Genomic DNA, 24,848 nt, shown 5'->3' on the forward strand with positions numbered 1-24,848 from the left:
ACGTTTGGCGGGCGGAACGGATGGCGGCGCGTCTGTGTGTCTGCGTCCGTGTCCGTGTCTGCGTCCGTGTCCGTGTTCACGCCGAGCTGCTGCGCGTTGGCGTGGTCATGGGCGTGCCGGCTGCTGCTGCGTCGACCGGCCCTTAGATTCGGGATGGCCTGCACGCTTCGGGATGGGGTACAAGCCATCCCGAAGCGTGCAACCCATCCCGAAACTGGCATGCTCTGTGCCCCGAGGGCGCTGATCGGATCCCGACCGCCGCGCTTCGGGATCGAAAAGTCGCTTCGTGCTGGATAGTCTCCCTGAACGAAGTCACTTTCCCATCCCGAACTCGGGGGCGTGGGCGGAGCCGGGCGCGGGCGTGGGCGTCGGCGAAGGTGCGGGCCGCCGCGGAGTCAGCGCGGGAGCAGCAGCTGGTGCTGCGCGAGCTCCCGGTAGAGCGGCACGGTGTCGACGAGCTCAAGGTGCTTGCCGCGGCCGAGCACCTGGCCGTGCTCGAGGACGACGATCTCGTCGCTGTCGACGACAGTCGAGAGGCGGTGCGCGATGACGATGACGCTTCGGCCCTCGGACACCTTGTCGAGCGCGTCGCGCATGAGTCGTTCGTTGGCGCCGTCGAGGGCGGATGTCGACTCGTCGAGCAGCAGGATGGGCGGGGCCGAGAGCAGGGCGCGCGCGATGGCGAGGCGCTGCCGCTCGCCGCCGGAGAGCATGACGCCGGATTCGCCGACCTGGGTGTCGAGGCGGTCGTCGCTGCGGTCGAGCACGTCGCCGAGGTTCACCTCGCGCAGCACCTGCTCGCAGGCGACGTCGTCGGCGTCCGGCCGCCCGAGGAGCAGGTTCTCGCGCAGGGAGCCGGCGAGGACGGGCGCATCCTGCTGCACGTAGCCGAGCTGCGCGCGCAGCTGCTGCCGGTCGATGGACCGAAGGTCGACGCCGCCGAGGCGGATGCTTCCGCCGGTGGGGTCGTAGAAGCGCTCCAGCAGGGCGAGGGCCGTGGACTTGCCGGAGCCTGAGGGGCCGACGAGGGCGAGACGCTCACCGCGTCGCAGCGCGAAGCTGACGCCGTCGAGCACGAGGGGTGCCTCGACTCGTGCCTGTGCGCCGTCCTCGGCGAAGAGGCGGGCGTCGGGATCGGAGGCGGCACCCGTCATGGCCGCTGCCATGCCGCCGCGCGAGGACTCGCGGCGGATCGTCTCGAGTCTCGCGGCAGCGCGCTCGCGGGCGGCGCGTGCGCGCACGACGTCCTCCGGGTAGTGGAAGGAGACCGCGTCGAACTCGACGGCGGGCGCATCCGGAGCCGCGTGCTCGTTGGCCGGTCCCTCGAGGACAGCAAGCGGCGCCTCGGTGCGGTCGCTGGACCCCTCTTCGGGGATGGCGATGATCTCCTCGATGCGTCCCAGGGCGCCGAGTGCCGTGTTGACGGCGGTGAGGGCGCCGAAGAAGAGGCCGAGGGGCATGATCATCATGAACAGGAACATGATGAAGGCGATGAGGTTGGCGATGCTGAGGTCTCCCGCTGCGACGCGGAGCCCGCCGACGCCGAGCACTGCGATGAGCGCGCCCTGCATGGCGAAGCCCGCGACGGGCACGATGAACGCCGAGATGCGGGCGACGTCGAGGCCGCGCTCGTACGCCCCGACCGCGTCGGCGTCGACGAGGCGCTCTTCGCGTTCGGTCGCCCCGAACGCCCGAACGGTGCGGACCGAGGAGATGGCCCGCTCGACGGATGCGGTCAGGTCGCCGACCTTCTGCTGTGCTGCGGCGCTGGCCTCGCGGATGCGCATCGACATGCCGACGACGAGCAGGAGCGCGACGACGACGACGGCGAAGGTGATGAGGAAGAGCACGCCGTCGAGCACGATCATGGCGATCACGGCGCCGATGAAGGTGAGCGCGCCGCCGATGGCCTCGACGAGACCCTGCGTGAGCACGGCACGGAGCATCGTGGTGTCGCTGCCGACGCGCGATACGAGGTCGCCCGTTCGGCGTGCGTCGAATTCCGCGACGGGCAGCCGCAGCAGCTTCGCGACGAGGCGGCGGCGGGTGTTGAGGACGATCGACTCGCCAGTGCGCTGGAGGAGGAAGTGCTGGACGCCGTTCGCGATCGCGCCGAGGACAACAGCGCCGACGAGTACCCAGACGACCCAGGCGGCGATCGTGCCGACTTCGACCTGCCCGATGAGCACGTTGACGAGCAGCGGCTGCGCGAGGCTCAACGCCGAGCTGAAGATGCTGATCGCGATGATGCCGGCGAGGAGCGGCTTGTTTACGAGCAGGTGGGGGAGGAGCTGCTTGAACGTGGCCCTCGGCGCCCCAGACTCCTTGCGAGGCGGGCGCCGGAGGAAGCCACCCCGCTTCTTCTGCGACGTGTCCTCGCCGCCGACGGATGCTGAACCTACTGGCTTGTCGCCCAAACTCCTGGCCTTTCGCCCGCAGCGCGCTGGAGTGCGCGCACGCCGATGTCGCGCAGTCGTGTGCGCGCACCCGCCAAGGGTACCCGGCGCGACCTGAATCGACTTGGCTGGCTGGGCGCGGGCCAGCAACGACGACGGGGCCGAGCATCCGCGGTGGATGCACGGCCCCGTCGACGAGGTGCGAGAGCTACTTCGTGTTGGTCACGTAGGCGATGTCGCGAGTCTCCTTGGAGAGCAGGAGCGCACCGAACGTCAGCACGGCCGCACCGGCGAGGTACACGCCGACCCAGAAGGGGCTGCCGTCGCCGAACGCCCAGAGGGCGATGAAGACGGTCGGCGCGAAGCCGGCGCCGAACACGCTCGACAGGTTGTAGGCGATCGCGCTGCCCGTGTAGCGCACGTTGGCGGGGAACAGCTCGGGCAGAACGGCGCTCATGGGTCCGAAGGTGAGGCCCATGAGGGTCATGCCGATGATGAGCATCGCCTGCGGGCCGAAGAACTCGTGGAGGCCGATGAGCGGCGTCATCGCGAAGCCGAAGACGAAGATCGCGCCGGTGGTCCAGAGCAGCATCTTGCGGCGCCCGTACTTCTCGGCCAGCGGGCCGGAGACGAGCGTGAAGATGCCGAAGAACACGACGGACACGATGAGCATGATGAGGAACGTCTCGCGCTGGTACCCGAGCCCAGGCACCCAGGTGCTGGGGTCGAAGGGCTCGCCGGCTTCTGCAGCCTTCGCGGCAGCCTGCTCTCGGGTTGCCTTGGTGCCGAAGGACAGCGTGAACGCGGTCATCATGTAGAAGAGCACGTAGGTGGCGAGCATGATGAACGTGCCGAGGATGATCTGGCGCCAGCTGGTCTTGAATGCCGCGAAGAGCGGGACCTTGGAGACCTCACCGGCCTGGACGACCTTCTCGAACGCGGGTGTCTCCATGAGGCTGATTCGCACCCAGAGGCCGACGATGACGAGGATCGCGCTGAGGAGGAACGGCACTCGCCAGCCCCAGGCGAAGAACGTCTCGTCGCTCATGAAGTGGGAGAGCAGCACGAACAGCAGGTTGCCGAGGATGAAGCCGATGGGGGCGCCGAGCTGCGGGAAGGTGCCGTAGATGGCGCGCTTGCCCGCTGGTGCGTTCTCGGTGGCGAGGAGGGCAGCGCCGCTCCACTCGCCGCCGAGCCCGAGGCCCTGGCAGAACCGCATGATGACGAGCAGTGTCGGCGCGAGGATCTCCCAGCCGGGCGTGAGCGCAGTGGGGAGGAGGCCGATCGCGAAGGTCGCGATACCCATGGTGAGGAGCGTCGCGACGAGGGTGCCCTTGCGGCCGATTCGGTCGCCGAAGTGGCCGAAGAGGATGGAGCCGATGGGGCGTGCGATGAACGCGACGCCGAAGACGGCGAACGAGGCGAGCAGTGCCGTCGTCTCGTTGTCGTTCGGGAAGAACAGGGCGGGGAAGACGAGGCTCGCCGCGGTCGCGTAGATGTAGAAGTCGTAGAACTCGATGGAAGTTCCGACGAGGCTCGCGGTGAGGACCTTCCCGCGGGAGTTCTTGACCTCGAACTCCTCGGCCGATGCACCTGGCGTGGTCTTGCTGGGGGATGACACGTTGCTCCTGAGACAGCTGGCTCGCTGGTGAGACGCGGTTTCGGTGCGGGTTGCGCGGTGCAGGAACTCAGAGCAGCGGTGGATGGAACGCGCCCGGCCCGGTTGATTGCAGGTCTGCTGACGCGAGTTCGACCGGATGCTTGTGGCTTCCGGCCGAGAAGAGGTTACACCGCATTCGTCGCTTTCGCTGGCCCCCTACCCAGCGCGCGGCGGCCTGGCCGCGACGGCGTGGCGCAGCTCAGCTCGCTGCGTCGTCACCCGGAAGCTGCGGGAGCTCGCTCATGATGTGCCCCATGCGCTGGACCTTGGTCGTGAGGTACGCCAGGTTCGCATCCTCACGACCGACCTCGAGGGGCACGCGCTCCTCGACGGTGATGCCGTGAGCCTCGAGCGCCTCAGCCTTCGCCGGGTTGTTCGTGAGCAGGCGGATGCGGGAGATCTCGAGGTCGTCGAGCATCTGCGCGGCGGCCGTGTAGGCGCGACTGTCGGCGGGCAGTCCAAGCGCGAGGTTCGCATCCACCGTGTCGAGCCCCTGCTCCTGGAGGGCGTAGGCGCGGAGCTTGTTGAGGAGGCCGATGCCTCGACCCTCGTGGCCGCGCAGGTACAGGACGATGCCGCCGTCTCGGCCGATGGCCTCGAGGGAGGCGTCGAGCTGTGGTCCGCACTCGCACTTCAGCGAGCCGAAGGCTTCCCCGGTGAGGCACTCGGAATGCACTCGGACGATGGCGCCGTTCTCCGGCTCGCCGGAGATGATGGCGAGGTGCAGCTGTCCGTTGGAGTCGTCGGTGTAGGCGCGGAAGCGGAGCACGCCGTGCCTGGTGGGGATCGAGGTCTCCGCCTCGAAGGTGATGGACGCTGGGGAATCGCTCATGGGGTCGCTTTCGTTCTACCGAGCGGCTAGACGCGAGAATGCGCCGAGTCGGTAGCCGAGGCCCCACGCGAACACGCGCCAGACTGCCTCGACGATGATGTCGCTCGACATCTTGGAGGCGCCTTCCTGGCGTTCGACGAACGTGATCGGCACCTCGCTCACGCGGATGCCGGATCGTTCGAAGAGCCAGGCCATCTCGATCTGGAAGCAGTAGCCCGCGCTCTTGATGCGGGTGAGGTCGAAGCCCTGGAGGAGGGCGACGCGGTAGCCGCGGTAGCCGGCCGTGATGTCGCGGATCTTGCTCTGCAGGAGCACGCGCGCGTAGATCGACGCTCCTCGGGAGAGGATCTGGCGCTGCAGTGGCCAGTTCTCGGTGCGTCCACCCGGCATCCAGCGTGTGCCGATGACGAGGCCAGCGCCGGCGTCGAGGGCGTCGATCATCTCGGGCAGCCGCTCCGGCGGGTGCGATCCGTCGGCGTCGAACTCGAACACGTAGGTGTACCCGCGCTCGGCTGCGATGGCGAAGCCCTCGAGGTAGGCGGTGCCCAGCCCGAGCTTGCCTGCGCGATGCAGCACGCTGACGCGTTCATCCGCCGCGGCCATCTCGTCGGCCATCTCGCCGGTGCCGTCCGGGCTGTTGTCGTCGACGACCAGGACATGGATGCGCGAGTCGGCACCAAGAACGCGGTCCACGATGGAGCGGACGTTCTCGCGTTCGTTGTAGGTGGGGATGATGACGAGCGTTTCGGGCATTGCGTCATCCTAGCGCGGGGAGGAGCCGGAAATGATGCGACCTCGTGGGCTGTGCACAGCGCCCTGATGCAGCGACCTGGCGGTGGCGGAGACTCAGCGGATCGGCTTGGGGAACCCGACCCGCTCGTAGACCTGATCGAGCGTGCTGACTGCGAGTTCGTTGGCGCGCTCAGCGCCTCGGGCGAGGATGCGGTCGAGTTCGGCCGGGTCGGCGAGGAGCTCGTTGGTGCGCTCGCGGATGGGCGCGAATGTCGACTCGACCAGCTCTGCGAGCCCCTTCTTCAGGTCACCGTACCCACCACCGGCGTATTGGGCGGCGACGTCCTCGATCGTCGATCCGGAGAGGACCGAGGCGATCGTGAGGAGGTTGGAGACGCCGGGCTTGGCCTCGCGGTCGAAGCGGATCTCGCCGTCGGCGTCGGTCACGGCGCGCATGATCTTCTTGCGCGTGACCTTCTCATCGTCGAGGAGCCGCAGGAGTCCGGCGTCGGACTCGGCCGACTTGGACATCTTCGCCGTTGGGTTCTGCAGGTCATAGACCTTCGCGGTCTCTTTCATGATGTGCGGTTCCGGAACCACGAAGGTGGTCCCGAAGCGGCTGTTGAATCGCTCCGCCAGGTTGCGAGTCAGCTCGATGTGCTGGCGCTGGTCTTCTCCGACCGGCACCGAGGCGGCCTGGTACAGGAGGATGTCGGCAGCCATGAGGACGGGGTAGGTGAAGAGGCCGACGGTGGTCGTGTCGGTGCCGTACCGCTGCGACTTGTCCTTGAACTGGGTCATGCGGCTTGCCTCGCCGAAGCCGGTGATCGTGGAGAGCACCCACTGCAGCTGCGCGTGCGCGGGAACGGCAGACTGCACGAAGAGGATGGAGCGCTCGGGGTCGATCCCGGCCGCGATGTACTGGGCTGCCGTCACCCGGGTGCGCTCGAGTAGAGATGCCGGCTCGAACGGCACCGTGATGGCGTGCTGGTCGACGACGCAGTAGATGGCCGTGTAGTCCTCCTGCATGGGCACCCAGTTGCTGAGCGCGCCCACGAAGTTGCCGAGGTGGAGCGAGTCGGCTGAGGGCTGCATGCCGGAGAAGAGCACGGGCTTGGTCATCTGTTGTTCCTCGGGGTCGTGCGGTTGGTGACGCGAGTGTGAAGGTGCTTCAGAACGTGTAGTCGACGACGACAGGCGCGTGGTCCGACCAGCGAGTGTCGTAGCTCGCCGCACGGTCGACGGCGTAGGTGGCGGCCCGCTGCGCGAGGTCAGGGGTGGCGACGTGGTAGTCGATGCGCCAGCCCGTGTCGTTGTCGAAGGCCTGGCCGCGCTGTGACCACCACGTGTACGGGCCCTCGACCTCGCCGGAGAGGCGGCGGCCCACATCCACGAAGCCGAGCCCGGTGCCGGTGGAGCCGTCCGCACCCTCGACGCTGGCACCGCTCTCCCCGAAGATGCGGTCGAAGTAGGCGCGCTCGCGCGGCAGGAAGCCCGCGCGCTTCACGTTGCCCTTCCAGTTCTTGATGTCGAGCTTCGTGTGCCCGACATTGAGGTCGCCGACGACGAGCGAGTGCGAACTGTGCGCCTGTAGCTCAGGGAGTCTCGCGGTCATGGCGTCGAGGAACTTCCACTTCTCGTCCTGCTTCGGCGTGTCTGCCTCGCCCGAGTTCACATAGCAGCTCACGACGGTCAGCGGAGTGCCGTCGATGTCGAAGTAGGCCTCGAGCCAGCGGCCGGCCGAGTCGAAGTCGTCTGCCCCGAGGTCGGTGCGGACCTCGCGGATCGGGATGCGCGACGCGATCGCGACACCAGCTCGCCCCTTCGCGGTGGCCAGGTGGTCGTGCAGCTCCCAGTCGGCCGTGTCGATGAGCTTCCGCAGCTCCTCGGTGGGTGCACGCACCTCCTGCAGCGCGAGGATGTCGACGTCGCGCTCAGCGAGCCACTCGCCCATGCCCTTCTTGTAGGCGGCACGGACTCCGTTGACGTTCACTGACGCGATGCGAATGGTCTTTGGCATGGGTTCGAGTCTAGACGCGACCACCGACACGGGGTCCCGGGTGCTGTCGCTGCGACCGACGCTAGACGCGTCCGCCCTCGAAGCGCCGACGCTGGGCCTCGGCCTCGACGCGACGCTGCTCGCGCAGCAGGGAGCGGTACTCGGCCATCGCCTTCCAGCGGAAGAAGCGCGGCGCCGCGTTCAGGCGCTCCCTCGCCTCGATGACCTCGGTCGCGATCTTCTGACGCTCGGCGCGCAGGATGGTGTCGGTCGACTCCTCCCTGGCTTCCTTCGCGGTGAGGAGCCTCGGAGACGCTCCGATGTCATCCATCGTCACCTTGACCCACGAGGCGGTGAGCAGCAGCACCGTGCAGAGCAGGTTGAGGAAGATCATGAGGCCCAGGAGGACGGCGAAGGAGGCGACGAGCGGGTTGCTCGTCGCGCCGCCGATGAGCGCGGTCGAGATCTGCTTCAGGACGCCGATGATGATCGCCCCGAGGAACGCGGCGAAGAACAGGGAACGGGTCGGGATGCGCAGGCCGGCGAGGATGCGCAGGATGCCGGCGAGGACGGCGGTGTCGAATGCGAGGAGGATCAGCACCGTCACGATGCGGATGACGACCAGCGCGAAGCCGCTCGACTCGTCGATGCCCACGGTCTCGAGCAGCGACGACAGGAACGAGGAGGAGAGCACGGTGAGCGCCGCCGAGATAGCGAGCGCGATCGCGAACGCCAGGAGGAAGCCCAGATCGATGAGCTTCTGCACGACGAAGTTGCGCTTCGTGGCGACGGGCACGTCGAAGATCGTGCGGATGCCCGTGCGCGCCTGGGCGAGCCAGCCGAGCGCGGTGCCGAGGGTGCCGACCAGCGCGATGGCGCTCGCCCAGCCGAATGCGCCGGTGTTCTCGAGCAGGCTCGGGTCGATGGCGCCGTCTTCCCCGATCAGGCCCGGAAGCGAGGAATTGAGCACTCCGATGAGCCCGTCGCGCAGCTCCGGACTGGTCGCGAGGAAGATGCCCGCGACAGAGAAGAGGAGCCAGATACCCGCGAAGATGGAGAAGATAGCGGAATAGGCCATGCCGCCAGCGAGTACCGAGGCGCTTCTCGCCCCGAAATGAGCGAAGACTCGGGCAGGGCGAGTAGCTTGAGCCCAGGCGATCAGCGCTTTCATGCGCTCGCCGAACGGCGCCTCCGGGGGGAACTTCGGAAACGGCGGCGCGAACGTGGAACTGCGCGAACTCTTGCCTGAGTTTTGCTCGGTCACGGTCGAAGCCTACGTTGCTGTGCCGATACGCTGTCTGAGTTACCAGCACGAAGGAGTTGCTATGAAATACACGGGGTTTGGCGTCGGGACCGGCGTCGCTTTCGGTGAAGTCCTGCGCATGCCTGATCCGCTCCCCGAGCCGGCCGACGAGCGCGCCACTGGCGACGCCGCGACCGAGTACGAGCGAGCGATCGAGGCACTCCGTGAAACCGGCGAGGCCCTCACCGCTCGTGCGGCGACGGTCGACGGCGCCGCGAAGAACGTGCTCGAGTCGCAGGCCATGATGGCTGCGGACCCGTCGCTTGCAGACAGCATCAAGTCGGCCACCGAAGCCGGCAAGACCGCCGAGCGCGCCGTCTTCGAATCCTTCTCCTCCTTCGCCGAGATGCTGAAGAGCCTCGGCGGCTACCTCGCTGAGCGGGCCACCGACCTCGGTGATGTCTCGCAGCGCGTCATCGCGCTGCTCCGCGGCGTCCCAGCCCCCGAGGTGCCCTCGAGCGACACCCCGTTCATCCTCGTCGCGCACGACCTCGCGCCTGCCGACACGGCGAAGCTCGACCTGTCGAAGGTGCTCGCGCTCGTCACTCGCGACGGCAGCCCGAAGGCGCACACGGGCATCCTCGCGGCCGAGAAGGGCCTCCCCGCCGTCGTCGCCGTCAAGGAAGCCGACAGCCTGCTCGACGGCACGACGATCGTCGTCGATGCGGCCAAGGGGCAGGTCATCACCGAGCCCAGTGCGGAGCGCATCGCTGAGGCGCAGGCCGAGATCGACCGCGTCGCGGCGATGAAGGCCGCCCCGGTCGAGCCGGGTGAGCTCGCAGACGGCACACCCGTGCAGATCCTCGCCAACATCGGCAAGCCGGCGGATGCGGAGCGCGCAGCCGCCCTCGGTGCCGAGGGCGTCGGCCTCTTCCGGACCGAGTTCCTCTTCCTCGACAGCGACACCGCCCCGACGGTGGAGAAGCAGACGGCTGACTACACGGCCGCGCTCGCCCACTTCCCTGGCAAGAAGGTCGTCGTGCGCGTCCTCGACGCCGGAGCCGACAAGCCCCTCGCGTTCCTCACCGAGGCCGACGAGCCGAACCCGGCTCTCGGGCTCCGCGGCATCCGCGTGCTCATGAAGAAGGAGCAGATCCTCCGCGATCAGCTCCAGGCGCTCGCCAACGCTCAGGCCGCGACCGAGGCGAAGGTCTGGGTCATGGCGCCGATGGTCTCCGACGCGCACGAGAGCGAGCACTTCACGTCGCTCGCCCGCGAGTACGGCCTCATGACGGCCGGAAGCATGATCGAGGTTCCCTCCGCGGCGCTCCTGGCCGAGCAGATCCTCGAGACGAGCGACTTCGTCTCTGTCGGCACCAACGACCTGACGCAGTACACGCTGGCCGCGGACCGCCTGCTTGGCAGCGTCGCCGCGTTCCAGGACCCGTGGCACCCGGCTGTGCTTCGACTCATCGAGCGCATCGGTGACGCGGGCGAGCACCACCAGAAGAATGTCGGCGTGTGCGGCGAGGCTGCGGCCGACCCGAACCTCGCGATCGTGCTCGTGGGGCTCGGCGTGCGCTCGCTCTCGATGGCGCCTCCCGCGTTCGTCGAGGTCCGCGCGGCGCTCAAGCGCGTCACGCTCGAGCAGGCGAAGGAGATCGCGCACCTCGCGATCTTCGCGAAGTCCGCGGAGGGCGCGAAGGGCCGCGTCGTCGACGCGCTCGCGACGCGCGGCGTCATCACGACGGCCGTGCCCGTCGTCGAGGTCTAGCCACTCGTTCTGAAGCCGAGCGGATCTCCGCCCGGCTGAGCAGATCCCCAGCGGGGTGCATCCGGAACCTTCCGGAGGCACCCCGCTCTGCTGTGCGCTCGTTCTCTGCGCCAGCTGCGGGCGGGCTCACTAACCGTGGTCTCGGGATGGGGTACGCGCGTCGGGATGGGTTGCAACCCATCCGGAAGCGAGGAAGCCATCCCGCGTCGAGGGCGGACGCTCGATCGTGAGTGTGTCCCCGCTTGATCGGCACGGCCAGCGCGGGTCGCGTATAGTTGCACACAATCCAAAAAACGACGGGATGCGCATGCCTGAACTCGGCCCCGTGGCCGCTCTCCAACGCGTCACGGTGCGGTACGGAGCCGGCGCGCCCGCGCTCGACGGCATCGACCTCGAGTTGCGCCGCGGTGAGATCATCGGCATCGTGGGGGAGTCGGGTGCCGGCAAGTCGACGCTGCTGCGGCTGCTCGACGCCGACGAGACGCCGAGTGCGGGTCGGGTGCTCATCGAGGGCGCCGACCCGTCCGGGATGCGCGAACGAGAGCGCCGGGCTCTGCGCCGCCGCATCGGCATGGTGTTCCAGAGCTTCAACCTGCTCGCGAACCGCACGGCTCGGCAGAACGTGGAGCTCCCGCTTCGGCTCCAACGGCGCCGCGACCCCGCGTTCGTCGACGAGCTCCTCGACTACGTGGGTCTCAGCGATCGCGGCAGCGCCTACCCAGCCCAGCTCTCCGGCGGGCAGAAGCAGCGGGTCGCCATCGCTCGGGCCCTCGTGACGAGGCCCCCGCTTCTGCTCTGTGATGAGCCCACGTCCGCGCTCGACGAGCGCACGACCAGCGACATCCTGCGGCTGCTCGCCTCCACCAGGGACGACTTCGGCACGACCATCGCGCTCGTCACGCACGAGCTCGCCGCCGTCAAGGCGATCTGCGACCGCGCCGCCATTCTCGACAAGGGGTGGCTGCAGGGCATCGTGACGGTGGAGCACAGCGCTCGGGACGACCGCGGCTCGTACGTCGAGCACGCCAAGCGGGTGCTCGGGTCGTGATGGAGCTCCTCGACAGCATCGTGACCTCTCTCACCGCCAACGCCGACGCCATCTGGCAGGCGCTCGGCGAGACGGGCTACATGCTCGTCTTCTCCCTCGCGGCTGCGATCGTGCTCGGTCTGCCGCTCGGCGTGGTCATCTTCCTGACCCGCCCCGGCGGGGTGCGCGAGAACCGCGTCATCTGGCGGGTCGCGAACCTCTACGTGACCGTCGTGCGCTCGTTCCCGTTCTTGCTCTTCGTGGTCTTTCTCATCCCAGTCACCCGCCTCGTGTTCGGCACGACGTTCGGCACGCAGGCCGCGACGTTCCCGCTGTGCTTCGTCGGCGTCGCGATCTACGCGAGGCTCGTCGAGCAGATCCTGCTCGAGGTTCCGTCCGGCGTGCTGCACGCGGCGAGGTCGATGGGGGCTGACACCGGGCAGATCGTCACCCGGTTCCTCTTCGTCGAAGCGCGCAGCGGACTCGTCTACGCGCTCACCTCCGCCGCGATCAGCCTGCTCTCCTACTCGACGGTGCTCGGCGTCGTCGGCGGCGGCGGCCTCGGCGACTTCGCCCTCCGGTTCGGATACCAGGAGTACGACTACCCGCTCATGTACACGACCATCGTGATCGTCATCGTGTGCGTCCAGCTGCTGCAGACCGGCGGCCACCGGCTCTCGGTGGCGCTCGACCGGCGCTGACCGCATCCCGCCCCCTGCATCCATCCCTCGAACGCACCGAAAAGGAACCACCAGCTATGACACTTCGACTCCGCACGATCGGGGCCGCGCTTGCCGTCGGATCCCTCGCCCTCCTCACCGCAGGATGCGCGCCAGCCGCCGGCGGGGCGAGCGGTGGCGACGTCGTCACCATCAAGGTGGCGGCGACGGTCACCCCGATGACGGATGTCGTGGAGGCGGCGGCCGAGGCCATCGAGGACGGCTACGAGATCGAGCTCGTCCCGGTCTCCGACTACGTGCAGCCGAACGTCCTCGTCGAGAACGGGGAGATCGACGCGAACTTCGTGCAGTTCGTGCCGTTCATGGAGGAGTTCAACACCAAGAACGATGCGTCGCTCGCGGGCGTCACGCCGATCTACTCGACGGTCGTCGCGTTCTACTCGAAGACCCTGTCTTCCCTTGACGAGCTGCCGCAGGGTGGCAGCGTCGTCATCCCCAACGACAGCGCGAACGCTGGACGCGCGCTGCAGCTGCTTGCCGATGGCGGCATCATCACCCTCGACGAGGGCGTCGACCGCTTCACGGCCAAGGTGACGGACATCACCGACAACCCGCGCGAGCTTGCCATCACGCAGGTCGACCTGCTGCAGCTCAACACGGCCTACGAGGAGGCGGACGCGGTCTTCAATCTGCCGTCGTTCGCGCGGCAGCTCGGGTTGACGCCCGTCGACAACGGGCTCGCCGTGGAGCAGGATGAGCAGTTCGCGGTGACGCTCGTGACACGCGAGGACAAGCTCGGCACCCCGGAGATCGCCGCGCTCGAGAAGGCGTTCACGAGCGACGAGGTTCGGGAGATGCTCGAGTCGCTGGACGTCCCGCCGGCCTTCTAGCGAGCAGGGTCACCGCCGCGGATCGCTGCCAGGCGAATGGCCCAGACGGCCTTCGCTGAGGCGATCACCGCCAGTCGATGTGCCCTTCTCGGAGCGTCATTCGGGCCACTTGGCTGGCAGCGTTCGAGGGTGGACTGGCAGCGTTCGAGGGTGGCGAGCGGGCGGGGCGCGGTCGGTGGGGAGTGGAGCCGTGGGCTCGGCGCGGTGGTCAGGCGCTGAACTCGCGCAGCAGCAGCGACGCGTTGTGCCCGCCGAAGCCGAACGAGTTCGACAGCACGGTGCGGATGCGGGCGGGGCGCGCCTCGTGCGCGACGATGTCCAGGTCCGGGAACTCCGGGTCGTCGAGGTTGAGGGTTGGCGGGATCACGGAGTCGCGCATCGTGAGCAGCGAGATGACCGCCTCGAGGGCCCCGGCGGCGCCCAGCAGGTGGCCTGTGGCGGACTTGTTCGCGGTCACGGGAACCTCGCCCAGGCGTGAGCTGAGGAGCTCGCGAAGCGCGGCCGTCTCCATGGCGTCGTTGAGCGGCGTGCTCGTGCCGTGCGCGTTGACGTGGTCGAGCCCGCTCGCGTCGAGGCTTGCGTCGTCCAGCGCGGCGCGCATGGCGGCGAGTGCTCCGCTGCCGTCGGGTCGCGGAGCCGTCGGATGGTACGCATCCGATGTCGCGCCGTATCCGGCGATCTCCCCGAGGATGTCGGCACCGCGCGCGAGCGCGCTGTCTTCTGACTCGACGAGCAGCGCGGCCGCACCCGCCGACATCACGAATCCGTGCCTGCCGCGGTCGAAGGGTCGGCTGGCAGCTTCCGGGGCATCGTCGTGCCCGAGCGCGACGGCGCCGAGGGTGGCGTTGACGGCGAGGTTGACGCGGTTGAGGCAGTCGTCCGCCGCGACGACGAGCACGGCGTCGGCGTACCCGTGCCTGATGGTGCGCATCGCCTCGCCGAGGGCGACGGTGCCGCTCGCGCAGGTCGCGGAGAGGCCGGCGGTGGCGCCGCGCGCGCCATACCGTTCACTCAGGTACGCAGCGGCTGCGTCTGGGCCGCCGTACACGACGACGCCTGGCGGCACGCGGCGAGGCCCGGAGCTGTCGAGGATGCGCGAGGCATCCTGGGTGAGCGAGACGGGACCGGAGCCGGTCGCGATGGTCACCGCGAACCTGGTCGAGTCGAATGGCAGCGACCCTGGCGTGATGCCCGTCGAGCGCATGGCTTCGTCGGCGGCGGCCACCGCGTAGTGCGCGTGCCGATCGAGGCGGGCGACGTCCCGCTTGGGGAGGTGGTCTGCTGCGACGAAGCCGCGCACCTCGCCCGCGACGCGCACAGCGAGGTCGGCGACATCAACGCTCTCGATGCGTCGGATGCCGCTGCGGCCCGCGAGCAGCGACGACCAGATGCTCGGAACATCGAGCCCGTTCGGGGCGACCGCACCGACGCCGGTCACGACGGCGCGTCTCACAGCCGCTCCGCGTCGCCTGCGGTGACGAGGTCGAGGACGGCCGAGCGGCGGATCTTGCCACCTGCCGTTCGTGGCAGCAGGGATGCGCGATAGAGGCGGTGGGGCACGAACTGTGGGGCGAGGCGCGCCCGCAGGTGGCCGAGCATCCGCGCCTTGCTGGGGAGCGCATCCGCGTCTCCCTCGATCACGACCGCCACGAGCGAGCCGAGCGTGTCGTCCGGCAGCGCGACGGCGCAGCACTGCTCGCAGCCCGGCAGCGAGGCCAGGGCGCGCTCGACCTGGGGGAGCGACACCTTGTGCCCGCCGGAGACGGCGACGTCACCGGCGCGGCCGAGCAGCTGGATGCGCCCGTCCGCGAACGACGCGAGGTCGTTGACGCTCGCCCACCCTTCGGTATCGGTGATGCGGTCTGCGCTCGTTGCAGCGAGGTATCGCTCGACGGCGGAAGCCACGCGAATGTGCAGCGTGCCGGTCTCGCCAGCTGGCACGTCCGCCCCAGCGTCGTCGCGCACACTCACCTCGACGCCGGCGAATGGGGCGAGGTTCGTGCCGTCGCCCTCGTCGCTGTACCCGATGAACCCGATCTCGGAGGCCCCGTAGTAGCTGCGCAGGTGAGCCGTTGGGACGGCCTCCTCGAAGCCGCTGCGGATGTGCGCGGGCTGGTTGGCCCCACCAGTGATGACCTCGAGGAGCGAGTCGAGCGACAGCTCGTTCCGGCGTGCCGCCTGGAGGAGGGCAGGCAGCATGGCGGGCACACCGACGAACCGCTCGACGCGCTCTTCCGCGATGGTGCGGGAAACCGCTCGCGCATCGAACGTGCTCTGCAGGTGGAGCGAACCACCAGTCCCGAGCACCTCGACGAGCGCGTACAGCGTGAGGCTGTAGGAGAGTGGGCCGGGCGCGATCGTCGAGCGGCCGTCGGCGGTGCCGAGGTAGCGGCGGCTGATGCCGACGTTGTGGTCCCAGCTGCCGCGCGTGCGGAGGAACCCCTTGGGGAGGTCGGTGGTGCCCGAGGTGAACAGCAGCAGGAAGGGCTCGTCACGCGGCCTGACCTCGGGACCAGGTGCCGCCTCGCCTCGCCTGGCGAGCGCCTCCGCGGCGGCTAGGTCGAACGAAGCCAGCGACATCACCGTCCCACCCCAGGCTGCGGCGTCCAGCTGCTCGGCGAACTCCGGGTCGTCGGTGATGACGAGCGCCGGTTCGACTCGGCGCAGGATCTCGAGGCGGTGCTCGAGCGGCCAGAGCGGGTCGAGCACGGCGGCGACTCCGCGGAAGCTGATGACACCGGTCAGGAGGCGTGCAGCGTCGATGGCGCGTGACAAGGAGAGCGCCACGATCGGGACGCCCCCGGTCTCGGCGGCGGACGCACCGCTCGCGGCCGGCTCCGACGAGTCGAGCAGCGTCTCGACACCTGCCCGCACCTGGGCGCAGGAGCTCGACAGCTCGCCGTAGGTGAAGCGCTCGCCGTCACCGGCCAGCGCGGTGCGGGTGGGCCAGCGGTCGGCGGTGTCGATGAGCGTGCGAGTGATGGGCACCGGACGAGTCTAAGTCGTGAACCTCAGCACGACCGAGGCGAGCGGGCATCCCGGAGCGGGAACCTCAGTCGAGCCCGACGCCGTTCCGCAGCTCGCGACCCTTCGCGATGTCCCTGTCGATCTGCTCGAGCCGCTTCGAGCTCGCCTTCGTGTCGCGGGGCGGCAGCTGAATGCTCTGCTCAGCCTCGATGCCCCCGCGCAGCTCCCGCACCCGCTCGATCTCCGCGTCGCACTGCGCGCCGAAGAGGAGCGCGAGGTTGACGATCCACAGCCAGAGCAGGGCGATGATGACACCGGCGACGCCGCCGTACAGCCGCTCGTAGCTGCTGAAGTTCGCGACGTAGAAGAAGAAGCCGCCACTCGCGACGACCGTCACGACCAGTGCGATGAACGCGCCGAGCGTCATCCACTTGAACTTCGGCAGCCTCACGTTGGGCGTTCCGTAGAAGAGCACCGCGATCATCACGATCACGACGACGAGGACGATGGGCCAGCGGGCGAAGCTCCAGACCGTGAGCGATGCGTCGCCGAGGCCGATGAGACCGCCGACCGCCGCGGCCACAGGCCCGGAGAGCGCCAGGATTCCGAAGATCAGCAGCATGAGCACGAGGAGGACGATCGTCCAGATCATCATGATCGGGCGGAGCTTCCAGAACGGGCGACCCTCGTCGATCTCGTAGACCGTGTTCATGGCGTGCGAGAAGCAGTTCACGTACCCGGACGCCGACCAGAGGGCACCGAGCAGACCGACCACGAACGCAGTTCCGGCGCCGCTGGACTCGCCGAGCTGCTCGACCGTGTTCCGCAGCGTCTCGGCGAAGGTCGGATCGGCCAGGTAGGTCGACATCTCGTCGATGAACGACACCGCCTCCTCCGTCAGGCCGAAGAGGCCGATGACCGACATGAGCGCCAGTAGTGCGGGGAAGACCCCGAGCAGCATGTAGAACGTGAGCGCGGCGGCGAGCACCGTGCTCTTGTCGCGCAGGAACTCGCGGACGGCGCGCGCCAGGATGTAGCGCCAAGCCGGACCGAGAACCGGTTTGAGCCCTTCCGGCTTGCGCGGATCCCTCGCATCCGGGGCCGTCTGCGCCTTGACGACGCTGGTCTCGTGGGGTGAGCCGGGAGTGGTCATAGGAGCAGGCTAGGCGGGGGCGGCGAGCCGAGGCGGAGGGCGCGCGCTCCGGAACCGGAGTCGCCTTCGGGGGACGCGGTGAGGCGTGACGAGTGGAGACGCGAAGAAGGGCAGCCGATCTCGGCTGCCCCTCCTCGCGTCCGGTCGCTGGACTGCTAGACGCGGCCCTTGAGCATCGCCTGCTTGACCTCGGCGATGGCCTTGGTCACCTGGATGCCACGGGGGCAGGCTTCGGTGCAGTTGAAGGTGGTGCGGCAGCGCCACACGCCCTCACGGTCGTTGAGGATGTCGAGGCGGACCTTCGCGTCTTCGTCACGGGAGTCGAAGATGAAGCGGTGCGCGTTCACGATCGCCGCCGGTCCGAAGTACTGGCCGTCGGTCCAGAAGACGGGGCACGACGTGGTGCACGCGGCGCACAGGATGCACTTGGTGGTGTCGTCGAAGCGCTCGCGGTCGGCGATCGACTGGAAGCGCTCCTTGCCCTTCTCGGGCTCAGCCTGTGCCTTCAGGAAGGGCTGGACCTCGCGGTACGCCTCGAAGAACGGCTCCATGTCGACGATGAGGTCCTTCTCGAGGGGGAGTCCCTTGATGGCCTCGACGTAGATGGGCTTCGAGATGTCGAGGTCCTTGACCAGCGTCTTGCAGGCGAGGCGGTTGCGGCCGTTGATGCGCATGGCATCGGAACCGCAGATGCCGTGCGCGCAGGAGCGGCGGAACGCGAGCGAGCCGTCCTGGTCCCACTTGATGCGGTGCAGCGCGTCGAGGATGCGGTCGGTCGGGTACATCTCGACGTCGAACGCCTCCCAGTACGGCTCGGTGTCCGTCTCGGGGCTGTAGCGGCGGACGTTGAGCGTCACCGTGAACGGCTTGGGAGCCTCGATGGCCGCCTCGGGGGCTTCAGTTGTTGCAGCAGTCATTCGTTCCGCCCTTCCTAGTACTTGCGCTCGGTCGGCTCGTAGCGCGTCACGCGCACGGGCTTCTTGTCGAGTCGGATGTGGTCGGCGGGGTCGGGGGACTTCCGGTCGCCGGTCAGGTACGCCATGGTGTGGTGCATCCAGTTGACGTCGTCGCGCTTGGGGAAGTCGTCGCGCATGTGGCCGCCACGGCTTTCCTCACGGTTGAGCGCGCAGTAGACGAGCACCTCGGCGAGGTCGAGCAGGAAGCCGAGCTCGATGCCTTCGAGGAGCTCCGTGTTGTAGCGCTTGCCCTTGTCGAAGACGGCGATCTGCGTGTACCGCTCGCGCAGCGAGTGGATGACCTTGGTCGCCTCGGTCAGTGTCTCCGACGTGCGGAAGACCTGGGCGTTCTTGTCCATCGTCTCCTGCAGCTCGCGGCGGAGGCCGGCGACGGACTCGGTGCCGGTGGAGGCCTGGAGGTCGTCGACCATGCTCTTCACGAACGCGGCGGCGTCGTCGGGCAGGGGAGCGAACTCGGCGGTCTTGACGTACTCGACGGCGTTGCGGCCGCTTCGCTTGCCGAAGACGTTGATGTCGAGCAGCGAGTTGGTGCCGAGTCGGTTCGAGCCGTGCACCGAGACGCAGGCGCATTCGCCGGCTGCGTACAGGCCCGGGATGACGGTCTCGTTGTCGGAGAGCACCTCACCTGCGTTGTTCGTGGGGATGCCGCCCATCGCGTAGTGCGCGGTCGGGTAGACGGGCACGGGCTCGGTGACCGGGTCGACGCCGAGGTAGGTGCGCGCGAACTCGGTGATGTCGGGCAGCTTCGTCTCGAGTACCTCGGCGCCGAGGTGGGTGCAGTCGAGGTAGACGTAGTCCTTGTGTGGGCCGGCGCCGCGACCGTCGAGGACTTCCTGCACCATGGAGCGGGCGACGATGTCGCGGGGGGCGAGGTCCTTGATGGTGGGCGCGTAGCGCTCCATGAAGCGCTCACCGGATGCGTTGCGGAGGATCGCGCCCTCGCCGCGTGCGCCCTCGGTGAGGAGGATGCCGAGGCCGGCAAGACCGGTGGGGTGGAACTGGTAGAACTCCATGTCCTCGAGCGGGAGGCCACGGCGCCACACGATCCCCATGCCGTCGCCCGTGAGCGTGTGCGCGTTCGACGTCGTCTTGAAGACCTTGCCGAAGCCGCCCGTCGCGAAGATGAAGGCCTTCCCCTGGAAGACGTGCAGCTCGCCTGTCTTGAGCTCGAGCGCCACGATGGCCGCGGGGACCTCCTGGCCGTCGACCTCGGTCATGACGATGTCGAGCGCGTAGAACTCGTTGAAGAACTTCACGTTGTGCTTGACGCAGTTCTGGTACAGCGTCTGGAGGATCATGTGGCCGGTGCGGTCGGCCGCGTAGCAGGCGCGGCGAACCGGTGCCTTGCCGTGGTCGCGCGTGTGGCCACCGAAGCGGCGCTGGTCGATCTTGCCCTCTGGCGTGCGGTTGAAGGGGAGGCCCATGTTCTCGAGGTCGATGACCGCCTCGATGGCTTCCTTCGCGAGGATCTCGGCAGAGTCCTGGTCGACGATGTAGTCGCCGCCCTTGACGGTGTCGTAGGTGTGCCACTCCCAGTTGTCGTCCTCGACGTTCGCGAGGGCCGCGGCCATGCCGCCCTGGGCCGCACCGGTGTGCGAGCGAGTCGGGTAGAGCTTCGTGACGACAGCGGTGTCTGCGCCCTGGGCGGCCTCGATGGCCGCGCGCATCCCTGCACCACCAGCGCCGACGATGACGATCTCGTGCTGGTGGTAGTGGACGCCGTCGACGGTGCGCGTCGGAGCGAGCTTCTCTGCCATATGTCTGTGGCTCTTCTTTCTCAGGTGGTGGAAGTCGTGTGGCCGAACGCCGCGGCTAGGCCGGGCAGAAGCTCGGCAGGTTCTCGGCGGCGCCGTTGGCGGGGCACGGGTCGAACGTGTAGATCACGAGGAGGCCCAGGACGATGAGCACCGTCGTGACGATGAACAGCGTCACCTGCAGGGCGCGGCGCGTGCTGGCCTTCGACACGTAGTCGTTGATGATCGTGCGCATGCCGTTGGCGCCGTGGATGAACGCGAGGACGAGCATGAGCGTGTCCCAGACGACCCAGAACGGGTCGGCCATCTTGCCGGCGACGAAGGCGAAGTCGATCGCCGCGACTCCCTGCCCGACCATGAGGTTCGTGAACAGGTGGCCGAAGATCAGGATGACGAGCAGCACGCCGGAGACGCGCATGAATGCCCATCCAATGCGCTCCCAGTTGGTGCTGTTCTTGGCGGCAGCTGCCGAGCGCGGGTACTCGATGGTTTCGATAGTCATGGCAGCTCCCTCCTAGTGGCTGAACACGTTGATGAGGTGGCGGGGCGTGAAGCCGATCATCGTGACGACGCACAGGCCGATGACGATCCAGAACATGAGCTTCTGGTACTTCGCGCCGCCCGGCAGGAAGTCGATGAGGATGATGCGGATGCCATTGAACGCGTGGTAGCAGATGGCTGCCACGAGTCCGACCTCGCCGATGCCCATGATGGGCGTCTGGTAGGTGTGGATGGCCGCGTTGTAGGCCTCGGGGCTGACGCGCACGAGCGACGTGTCGAGCACGTGCACGATCAGGAAGAAGAAGATGGAGACGCCGGTGATGCGGTGGAGAACCCAGGACCACATGCCCTCGTTCCCCCGGTACAGCGTGCCGCCGCGATGCGGCTTCTTCGCTGACTTCTTCGGGGCTGTCGAGCCCGCCGGAGCTGGTGTCTGTACGGCTGACACGGGATTGCCCTTCTGTCGCGTTGCGTTCTTCCGCTCAGGACTCTTGCGCCGAGGAGGTGAAGATGAGCGGCAGGCCCCAACCACACTGCGTTGGGCATGTTGATACCCGCCTAGACTACGCCTCCCGCGCTCCTCAGCTGGGAAGGTTTACCTTCCTTTGTGGTGTTTCGGCGGTGACGTCCGCGCCTGGGCCCGAACGCTCAGGCGTGGGGCAGAACGCTCGGCTGCCGCGCATCCGTCATGACGGAAGCGTAGTGCGCGAGGAGCTCGTCGCAGACGCTCGTCCACGAGCGGGAGAGCACGCGCCGTCGGCCGGCCTCGCCCATGCGCGCTCGAAGACCCGGGGAATCGACGAGGTGCTCGAGCATGCCCCTGAGGTCGAGGTCGCCCGCTCGGTCAGGATCGAAATGGAAGCCGTCGACGCCGTGCTCGACGAGGTCGATCGGGCCACCGGCGTACGGCGCCACGACGGGGATGCCGCTCGCGTGCGCCTCCTGGATGGTCTGACCGAACGTCTCCTCTGTTCCCGTGTGCACGAAGACGTCGAAGCTCGCGTAGGCCAGAGCCAGGTCGCGGCCACCGAGCCTGCCGGCGAAGTGCACGGGCACGCCCTTGAGTGCCTTGCGGATGCTCGGTTCAGAAGGCCCATCGCCCACGACGACGAGCTGCACCCCATCGAGGCCGCGCAGCGAGGCGAGGCGCTCGACCTGCTTCTCCGGTGCGAGGCGACCGACGTAGCCGATGATCGTGCGGGAGTCGGCGCCCAGCCGCCGGCGGCTGTTCTGCACGGCCTGTTCGTGCTTGTTCCGCGGGTGATAGGTCTCGAGGTCGACGCCTCGACCCCAGCGGGTGGCGTTGGTGATCTTCGCGCGACGCAGATCACCGAGCGCCGCGCTCGACGGCGCGAGGGTCAGATCCGCGTTGTTGTGCAGCCAGCGGATGAACCACCAGGCGAAGCCCTCCATGGCGCTCAGGCGGTTGCGCTTCGTGTACCCGGCGACGTCGGTCTGGAAGACGGCGACGCTCGGGATGCCGCGTCGCTTCGCGGCGGCGATCGCCTGCGATCCCAGAAAGAGGGGGCTCGCCGCGTGCACGATGTCGGGCGCGAACTCGGCGAGGAGTCGGTCCACCCTGGGGGAGGGGAGGCCCACGGGGAACTGGCGGTAGTCGAGCGCCGGCACCTCGACGACACGAAACCCGCGATACTCGCTCGGCGAGCCGGCGGCCGGGGTGATGATCATCGCCTCATGGCCGCGCAGTGCGAGGTGGTCGAGCACCTTGCACACGCTGTTCGTCACGCCGTTGACAGTGGGGAGGAAGCTCTCGGTGACGACCGCGATGCGCATGATGCGAAGGTAGGCGGTCGGCGTGGCATCGAGGTGAACTCCCGGCGACGTGTTCCCGACGACATATCCACAGCTTCGTCACGCCGAAACCAGCAGGAGACAGTGTTCCCCTATGGTGTTGCGCATGGCAGATGCGATCGATCGGTTCTATGGCGTGATCCCAGCGGGAGGCGTCGGTTCCCGACTCTGGCCCCTCTCGCGGGCCGAAGCCCCGAAGTTCCTCCACGACGTCGTCGGAAACGGCTCGACCCTGCTCAGGGCGACCTGGGACCGGCTCGCGCCGCTGTGCGCTGAAGACCGGCTGCTCGTGGTGACGGGTGAGGCGCACGCGAAGGAGGTGCGCGCGCAGCTTCCCGAGCTCATCGAGGAGAACATCGTGCTCGAGAGCGAGGGTCGGGAATCGACGGCGGCGATCGGACTCGCCGCCGCGATCCTGCAGCGTCGTGTGCCGGACGCCATCATCGGCTCGTTCGCCGCTGACCACCTCATCGGCGCGACCGATCGCTTTGCCGCGGCAGTCCGCGAGGCCGTCGAGGCTGCCGACGCCGGCGTCATCGTGACGATCGGCATCCAGCCCATCGAGCCGTCCACCGCGTTCGGCTACATCCGCGCCGGCAAGCCCCTCAAGATCCCGGCCGCACCGAGCGCCCGCAAGGTCGACGCATTCGTCGAGAAGCCCAAGGAGGCGACCGCGCGTCGCTACCTGGCCTCAGGCGAGTACCTGTGGAACGCCGGCATGTTCTTCGCGCGCGTCGACCGCCTCATGGAGGCGCTCGCCGAGTCGAACCCAGCCCTGGCCGCTGGCATCAACGAGATCGCGGATGCCTGGGGCACCGAGCAGCAGGCCGAGGTCACGGCGCGCGTCTGGCCTGGCCTCGAGAAGATCGCCATCGACTACACGGTGGCCGAGCCGGCCGCCGCGCGTGGTGAGCTCGCCGTCATCCCCGGCTACTTCCAGTGGGACGACGTGGGTGACTTCGCAGCAGTGAGCCGACTCCGCAAGAGCACCAACGGCAATGGGGTGACGGTGCACGGAGACGAGAGCAACGTCGTCGTCGTGGATGGCTCGGGTCTCATCGTCAACCACACCGACCGGGTCGTCGCCATCGCCGGCATCAAGGACATCGTCGTGGTCGATACGCCGGATGCGCTGCTCGTCACGACCGCGGCCAACGCGCAGAAGGTGAAGCAGCTGGTCGCAGAGATTAAGGCGTCGAGGCGCCCGGAAGTCCTGTAGTCCGCCTCCTCCTTCTCTGCGCGCGCGTGCACGGTCACAACGATCCGTGCACGCGCGTAGCGGTCTGGGCTCGGCGCCCACTACTCTTCCGGCATGTCACGCTCTCGCATCCCAGGCGCCTTCGGTGCCCTCGCCGTCGCCACCCTCGCTCTGACCGCCTGCCAGGCTCCGCCGGAGGCCCCGGGCTCGACGGATGCGGCGGGCGCTGGCAGCGACTACCTCGCGTGCATGGTCGCGAACAGCGGCAACATCCAGGACCGCTCCTTCAACCAGGCCGTCTTCGAGTCGCTCGAGGCTGCGCAGGAGGAGTACGGCGTGGACATGCGCGAGACCGTCTCGCAGTCACAGGCCGACTACGAGACCAACCTCGAGACCATGGTCGGTGAGGGCTGCGACTACATCGTGACGGTCGGGTGGGAGCTCGCCGACGCGACCAGGGCGTCCGCCGAGGCGAATCCCGACATCACGTACTCGATCGTCGACGAAGTGGTCGAAGGGCCGAACGTGGCCTCGATCGTGCACGACACCGCGCAGGCCGCGTTCCTCGCCGGGTACCTCGCGGCCGGCGTCAGCCAGACGGGCGTCGTCGGGACCTTCGGCGGCGGCAACCAGCCACCCGTGACCGTGTTCATGGATGGCTTCGCGGCGGGCGTCGAGCAGTACAACACCGCCAAGGGCGCGTCGGTGCGTGTCGTCGGGTGGGATCCGAAGACGCAGCAGGGCTCGTTCACGGACGACTTCACCAACACGAACGCCGCGCAGACGACAGCGCAGGGGCTCATCTCGCAGGGTGCGGACATCATCATGCCTGTCGCGGCCCAAGCCGGTGAAGGCGCCGCCGCGGCAGCGCTCGCGGCCGGCGACGTCGGCATCATCTGGGTCGACTCCGACGGCTACGAGCTGCTCGGCGAGGAGTACCGCCCCCTGCTCGTGACGACGGTCGAGAAGCGGATGGAGCCGGCCATCCTGGGCGTCATCGGCTCCGACATCGACGGCACCTTCGAACCGGGCAACAACGTCGGCACGCTCGGGAACGACGGAGTCGGGCTTTCCTCCTTCCACGACTGGGACTCGAAGATCCCCGCCGAGCTGAAAGCCGAGGTCGAGGACCTGTTGGCCAAGATCGTGGCTGGGGAGATCGTCGTCGAGTCACCGTCGTCACCGACGGGCGCGAACTGAGCGGATTCGCGACCCGATCCAGCATCCCGCACCGACCGATCGGCTCGGAGAAT

The 24,848-nt window shown here is 68.3% G+C and carries 21 protein-coding genes; 6 read left to right on the forward strand and 15 right to left on the reverse strand.

Annotation, left to right across the window (positions count from 1 at the left end):
• Positions 1 to 395: 395 nt before the first annotated feature.
• From C5C17_RS04655 to C5C17_RS04685, 7 genes are all read right to left on the reverse strand, one after another.
• Positions 396 to 2,417, reverse strand: coding sequence for an ABC transporter ATP-binding protein (locus tag C5C17_RS04655; protein WP_104252188.1), 2,022 nt, complete (start codon positions 2,415 to 2,417; stop codon positions 396 to 398).
• Positions 2,418 to 2,604: 187 nt separating this feature from the next.
• Positions 2,605 to 4,017 carry an MFS transporter gene (locus C5C17_RS04660; RefSeq protein WP_104252189.1) on the reverse strand — a complete coding sequence of 471 codons (1,413 nt, stop codon included), beginning with the start codon at positions 4,015 to 4,017 and terminating at the stop codon, positions 2,605 to 2,607.
• Positions 4,018 to 4,255: 238 nt separating this feature from the next.
• Positions 4,256 to 4,888 carry a GTP cyclohydrolase II gene (gene ribA / locus C5C17_RS04665; RefSeq protein WP_104252190.1) on the reverse strand — a complete coding sequence of 211 codons (633 nt, stop codon included), beginning with the start codon at positions 4,886 to 4,888 and terminating at the stop codon, positions 4,256 to 4,258.
• A gap of 15 nt (positions 4,889 to 4,903) precedes the next feature.
• A complete protein-coding gene (locus tag C5C17_RS04670; protein WP_104252191.1) occupies positions 4,904 to 5,641 on the reverse strand; it encodes a polyprenol monophosphomannose synthase in 738 nt (245 codons plus the stop codon).
• A gap of 93 nt (positions 5,642 to 5,734) precedes the next feature.
• The gene (gene trpS, locus C5C17_RS04675; protein ID WP_104252192.1) at positions 5,735 to 6,742 is read right to left on the reverse strand and encodes a tryptophan--tRNA ligase; all 1,008 of its coding nucleotides are present in this window, start codon (positions 6,740 to 6,742) and stop codon (positions 5,735 to 5,737) included.
• A gap of 49 nt (positions 6,743 to 6,791) precedes the next feature.
• Positions 6,792 to 7,640 carry an exodeoxyribonuclease III gene (locus C5C17_RS04680; RefSeq protein WP_104252193.1) on the reverse strand — a complete coding sequence of 283 codons (849 nt, stop codon included), beginning with the start codon at positions 7,638 to 7,640 and terminating at the stop codon, positions 6,792 to 6,794.
• Between the two features lie 61 nt (positions 7,641 to 7,701).
• Entirely contained in the window at positions 7,702 to 8,790 is a 1,089-nt protein-coding gene (locus tag C5C17_RS04685; protein ID WP_258065956.1) for a YihY/virulence factor BrkB family protein, read from the reverse strand.
• Positions 8,791 to 8,944: 154 nt separating this feature from the next.
• On the opposite strand from C5C17_RS04685, the gene ptsP reads away from it, so the two are divergent.
• From ptsP to C5C17_RS04705, 4 genes are all read left to right on the forward strand, one after another.
• Positions 8,945 to 10,636 carry a phosphoenolpyruvate--protein phosphotransferase gene (gene ptsP / locus C5C17_RS04690; protein ID WP_104252195.1) on the forward strand — a complete coding sequence of 564 codons (1,692 nt, stop codon included), beginning with the start codon at positions 8,945 to 8,947 and terminating at the stop codon, positions 10,634 to 10,636.
• 307 nt (positions 10,637 to 10,943) lie between these two features.
• Positions 10,944 to 11,684, forward strand: coding sequence for an ATP-binding cassette domain-containing protein (locus tag C5C17_RS04695; protein WP_258065926.1), 741 nt, complete (start codon positions 10,944 to 10,946; stop codon positions 11,682 to 11,684).
• Positions 11,684 to 12,364, forward strand: coding sequence for a methionine ABC transporter permease (locus tag C5C17_RS04700; protein ID WP_104252197.1), 681 nt, complete (start codon positions 11,684 to 11,686; stop codon positions 12,362 to 12,364). The genes C5C17_RS04695 and C5C17_RS04700 overlap by 1 nt, the downstream gene beginning before the upstream one ends.
• Before the next feature lie 56 nt (positions 12,365 to 12,420).
• Positions 12,421 to 13,233: a MetQ/NlpA family ABC transporter substrate-binding protein gene (locus tag C5C17_RS04705; protein ID WP_104252198.1), complete on the forward strand. Its 813-nt coding sequence runs from the start codon at positions 12,421 to 12,423 to the stop codon at positions 13,231 to 13,233.
• A gap of 208 nt (positions 13,234 to 13,441) precedes the next feature.
• On the opposite strand, the gene C5C17_RS04710 is transcribed toward C5C17_RS04705, so the two are convergent.
• The 8 genes from C5C17_RS04710 to C5C17_RS04745 form a co-directional block, all read right to left on the reverse strand.
• Complete coding sequence (locus tag C5C17_RS04710) at positions 13,442 to 14,686, reverse strand: beta-ketoacyl synthase (protein ID WP_104252199.1); 1,245 nt, start codon at positions 14,684 to 14,686, stop codon at positions 13,442 to 13,444.
• The gene (locus C5C17_RS04715; RefSeq protein ID WP_104252200.1) at positions 14,683 to 16,221 is read right to left on the reverse strand and encodes a class I adenylate-forming enzyme family protein; all 1,539 of its coding nucleotides are present in this window, start codon (positions 16,219 to 16,221) and stop codon (positions 14,683 to 14,685) included. Before C5C17_RS04715 ends, C5C17_RS04710 begins: the two co-directional genes overlap by 4 nt.
• Before the next feature lie 64 nt (positions 16,222 to 16,285).
• Positions 16,286 to 17,353 (reverse strand): YihY/virulence factor BrkB family protein, encoded by a 1,068-nt coding sequence (locus tag C5C17_RS04720; protein ID WP_104252201.1) that lies wholly within the window; start codon positions 17,351 to 17,353, stop codon positions 16,286 to 16,288.
• A 155-nt stretch (positions 17,354 to 17,508) separates the two neighbouring features.
• Entirely contained in the window at positions 17,509 to 18,270 is a 762-nt protein-coding gene (locus C5C17_RS04725; protein WP_104252202.1) for a succinate dehydrogenase iron-sulfur subunit, read from the reverse strand.
• A gap of 14 nt (positions 18,271 to 18,284) precedes the next feature.
• Entirely contained in the window at positions 18,285 to 20,087 is a 1,803-nt protein-coding gene (gene sdhA / locus C5C17_RS04730) for a succinate dehydrogenase flavoprotein subunit (RefSeq protein WP_104252203.1), read from the reverse strand.
• A 55-nt stretch (positions 20,088 to 20,142) separates the two neighbouring features.
• Positions 20,143 to 20,586, reverse strand: coding sequence for a succinate dehydrogenase, hydrophobic membrane anchor protein (gene sdhD, locus C5C17_RS04735; protein WP_179557903.1), 444 nt, complete (start codon positions 20,584 to 20,586; stop codon positions 20,143 to 20,145).
• Between the two features lie 12 nt (positions 20,587 to 20,598).
• Positions 20,599 to 20,931 (reverse strand): succinate dehydrogenase, cytochrome b556 subunit, encoded by a 333-nt coding sequence (gene sdhC, locus C5C17_RS04740; RefSeq protein ID WP_104252310.1) that lies wholly within the window; start codon positions 20,929 to 20,931, stop codon positions 20,599 to 20,601.
• 302 nt (positions 20,932 to 21,233) lie between these two features.
• Entirely contained in the window at positions 21,234 to 22,379 is a 1,146-nt protein-coding gene (locus tag C5C17_RS04745) for a glycosyltransferase family 1 protein (RefSeq protein ID WP_104252204.1), read from the reverse strand.
• Between the two features lie 124 nt (positions 22,380 to 22,503).
• On the opposite strand from C5C17_RS04745, the gene C5C17_RS04750 reads away from it, so the two are divergent.
• Together C5C17_RS04750 and C5C17_RS04755 are read left to right on the forward strand one after the other, a co-directional pair.
• The gene (locus C5C17_RS04750; RefSeq protein ID WP_104252205.1) at positions 22,504 to 23,616 is read left to right on the forward strand and encodes a mannose-1-phosphate guanylyltransferase; all 1,113 of its coding nucleotides are present in this window, start codon (positions 22,504 to 22,506) and stop codon (positions 23,614 to 23,616) included.
• A 93-nt stretch (positions 23,617 to 23,709) separates the two neighbouring features.
• Entirely contained in the window at positions 23,710 to 24,795 is a 1,086-nt protein-coding gene (locus tag C5C17_RS04755; protein ID WP_104252206.1) for a BMP family protein, read from the forward strand.
• The last annotated feature ends 53 nt before the right edge of the window (positions 24,796 to 24,848 follow it).

The organism is Pseudoclavibacter sp. RFBA6 (assembly GCF_002931575.1).
GTDB classification, from domain to species: domain Bacteria; phylum Actinomycetota; class Actinomycetes; order Actinomycetales; family Microbacteriaceae; genus Pseudoclavibacter; species Pseudoclavibacter terrae.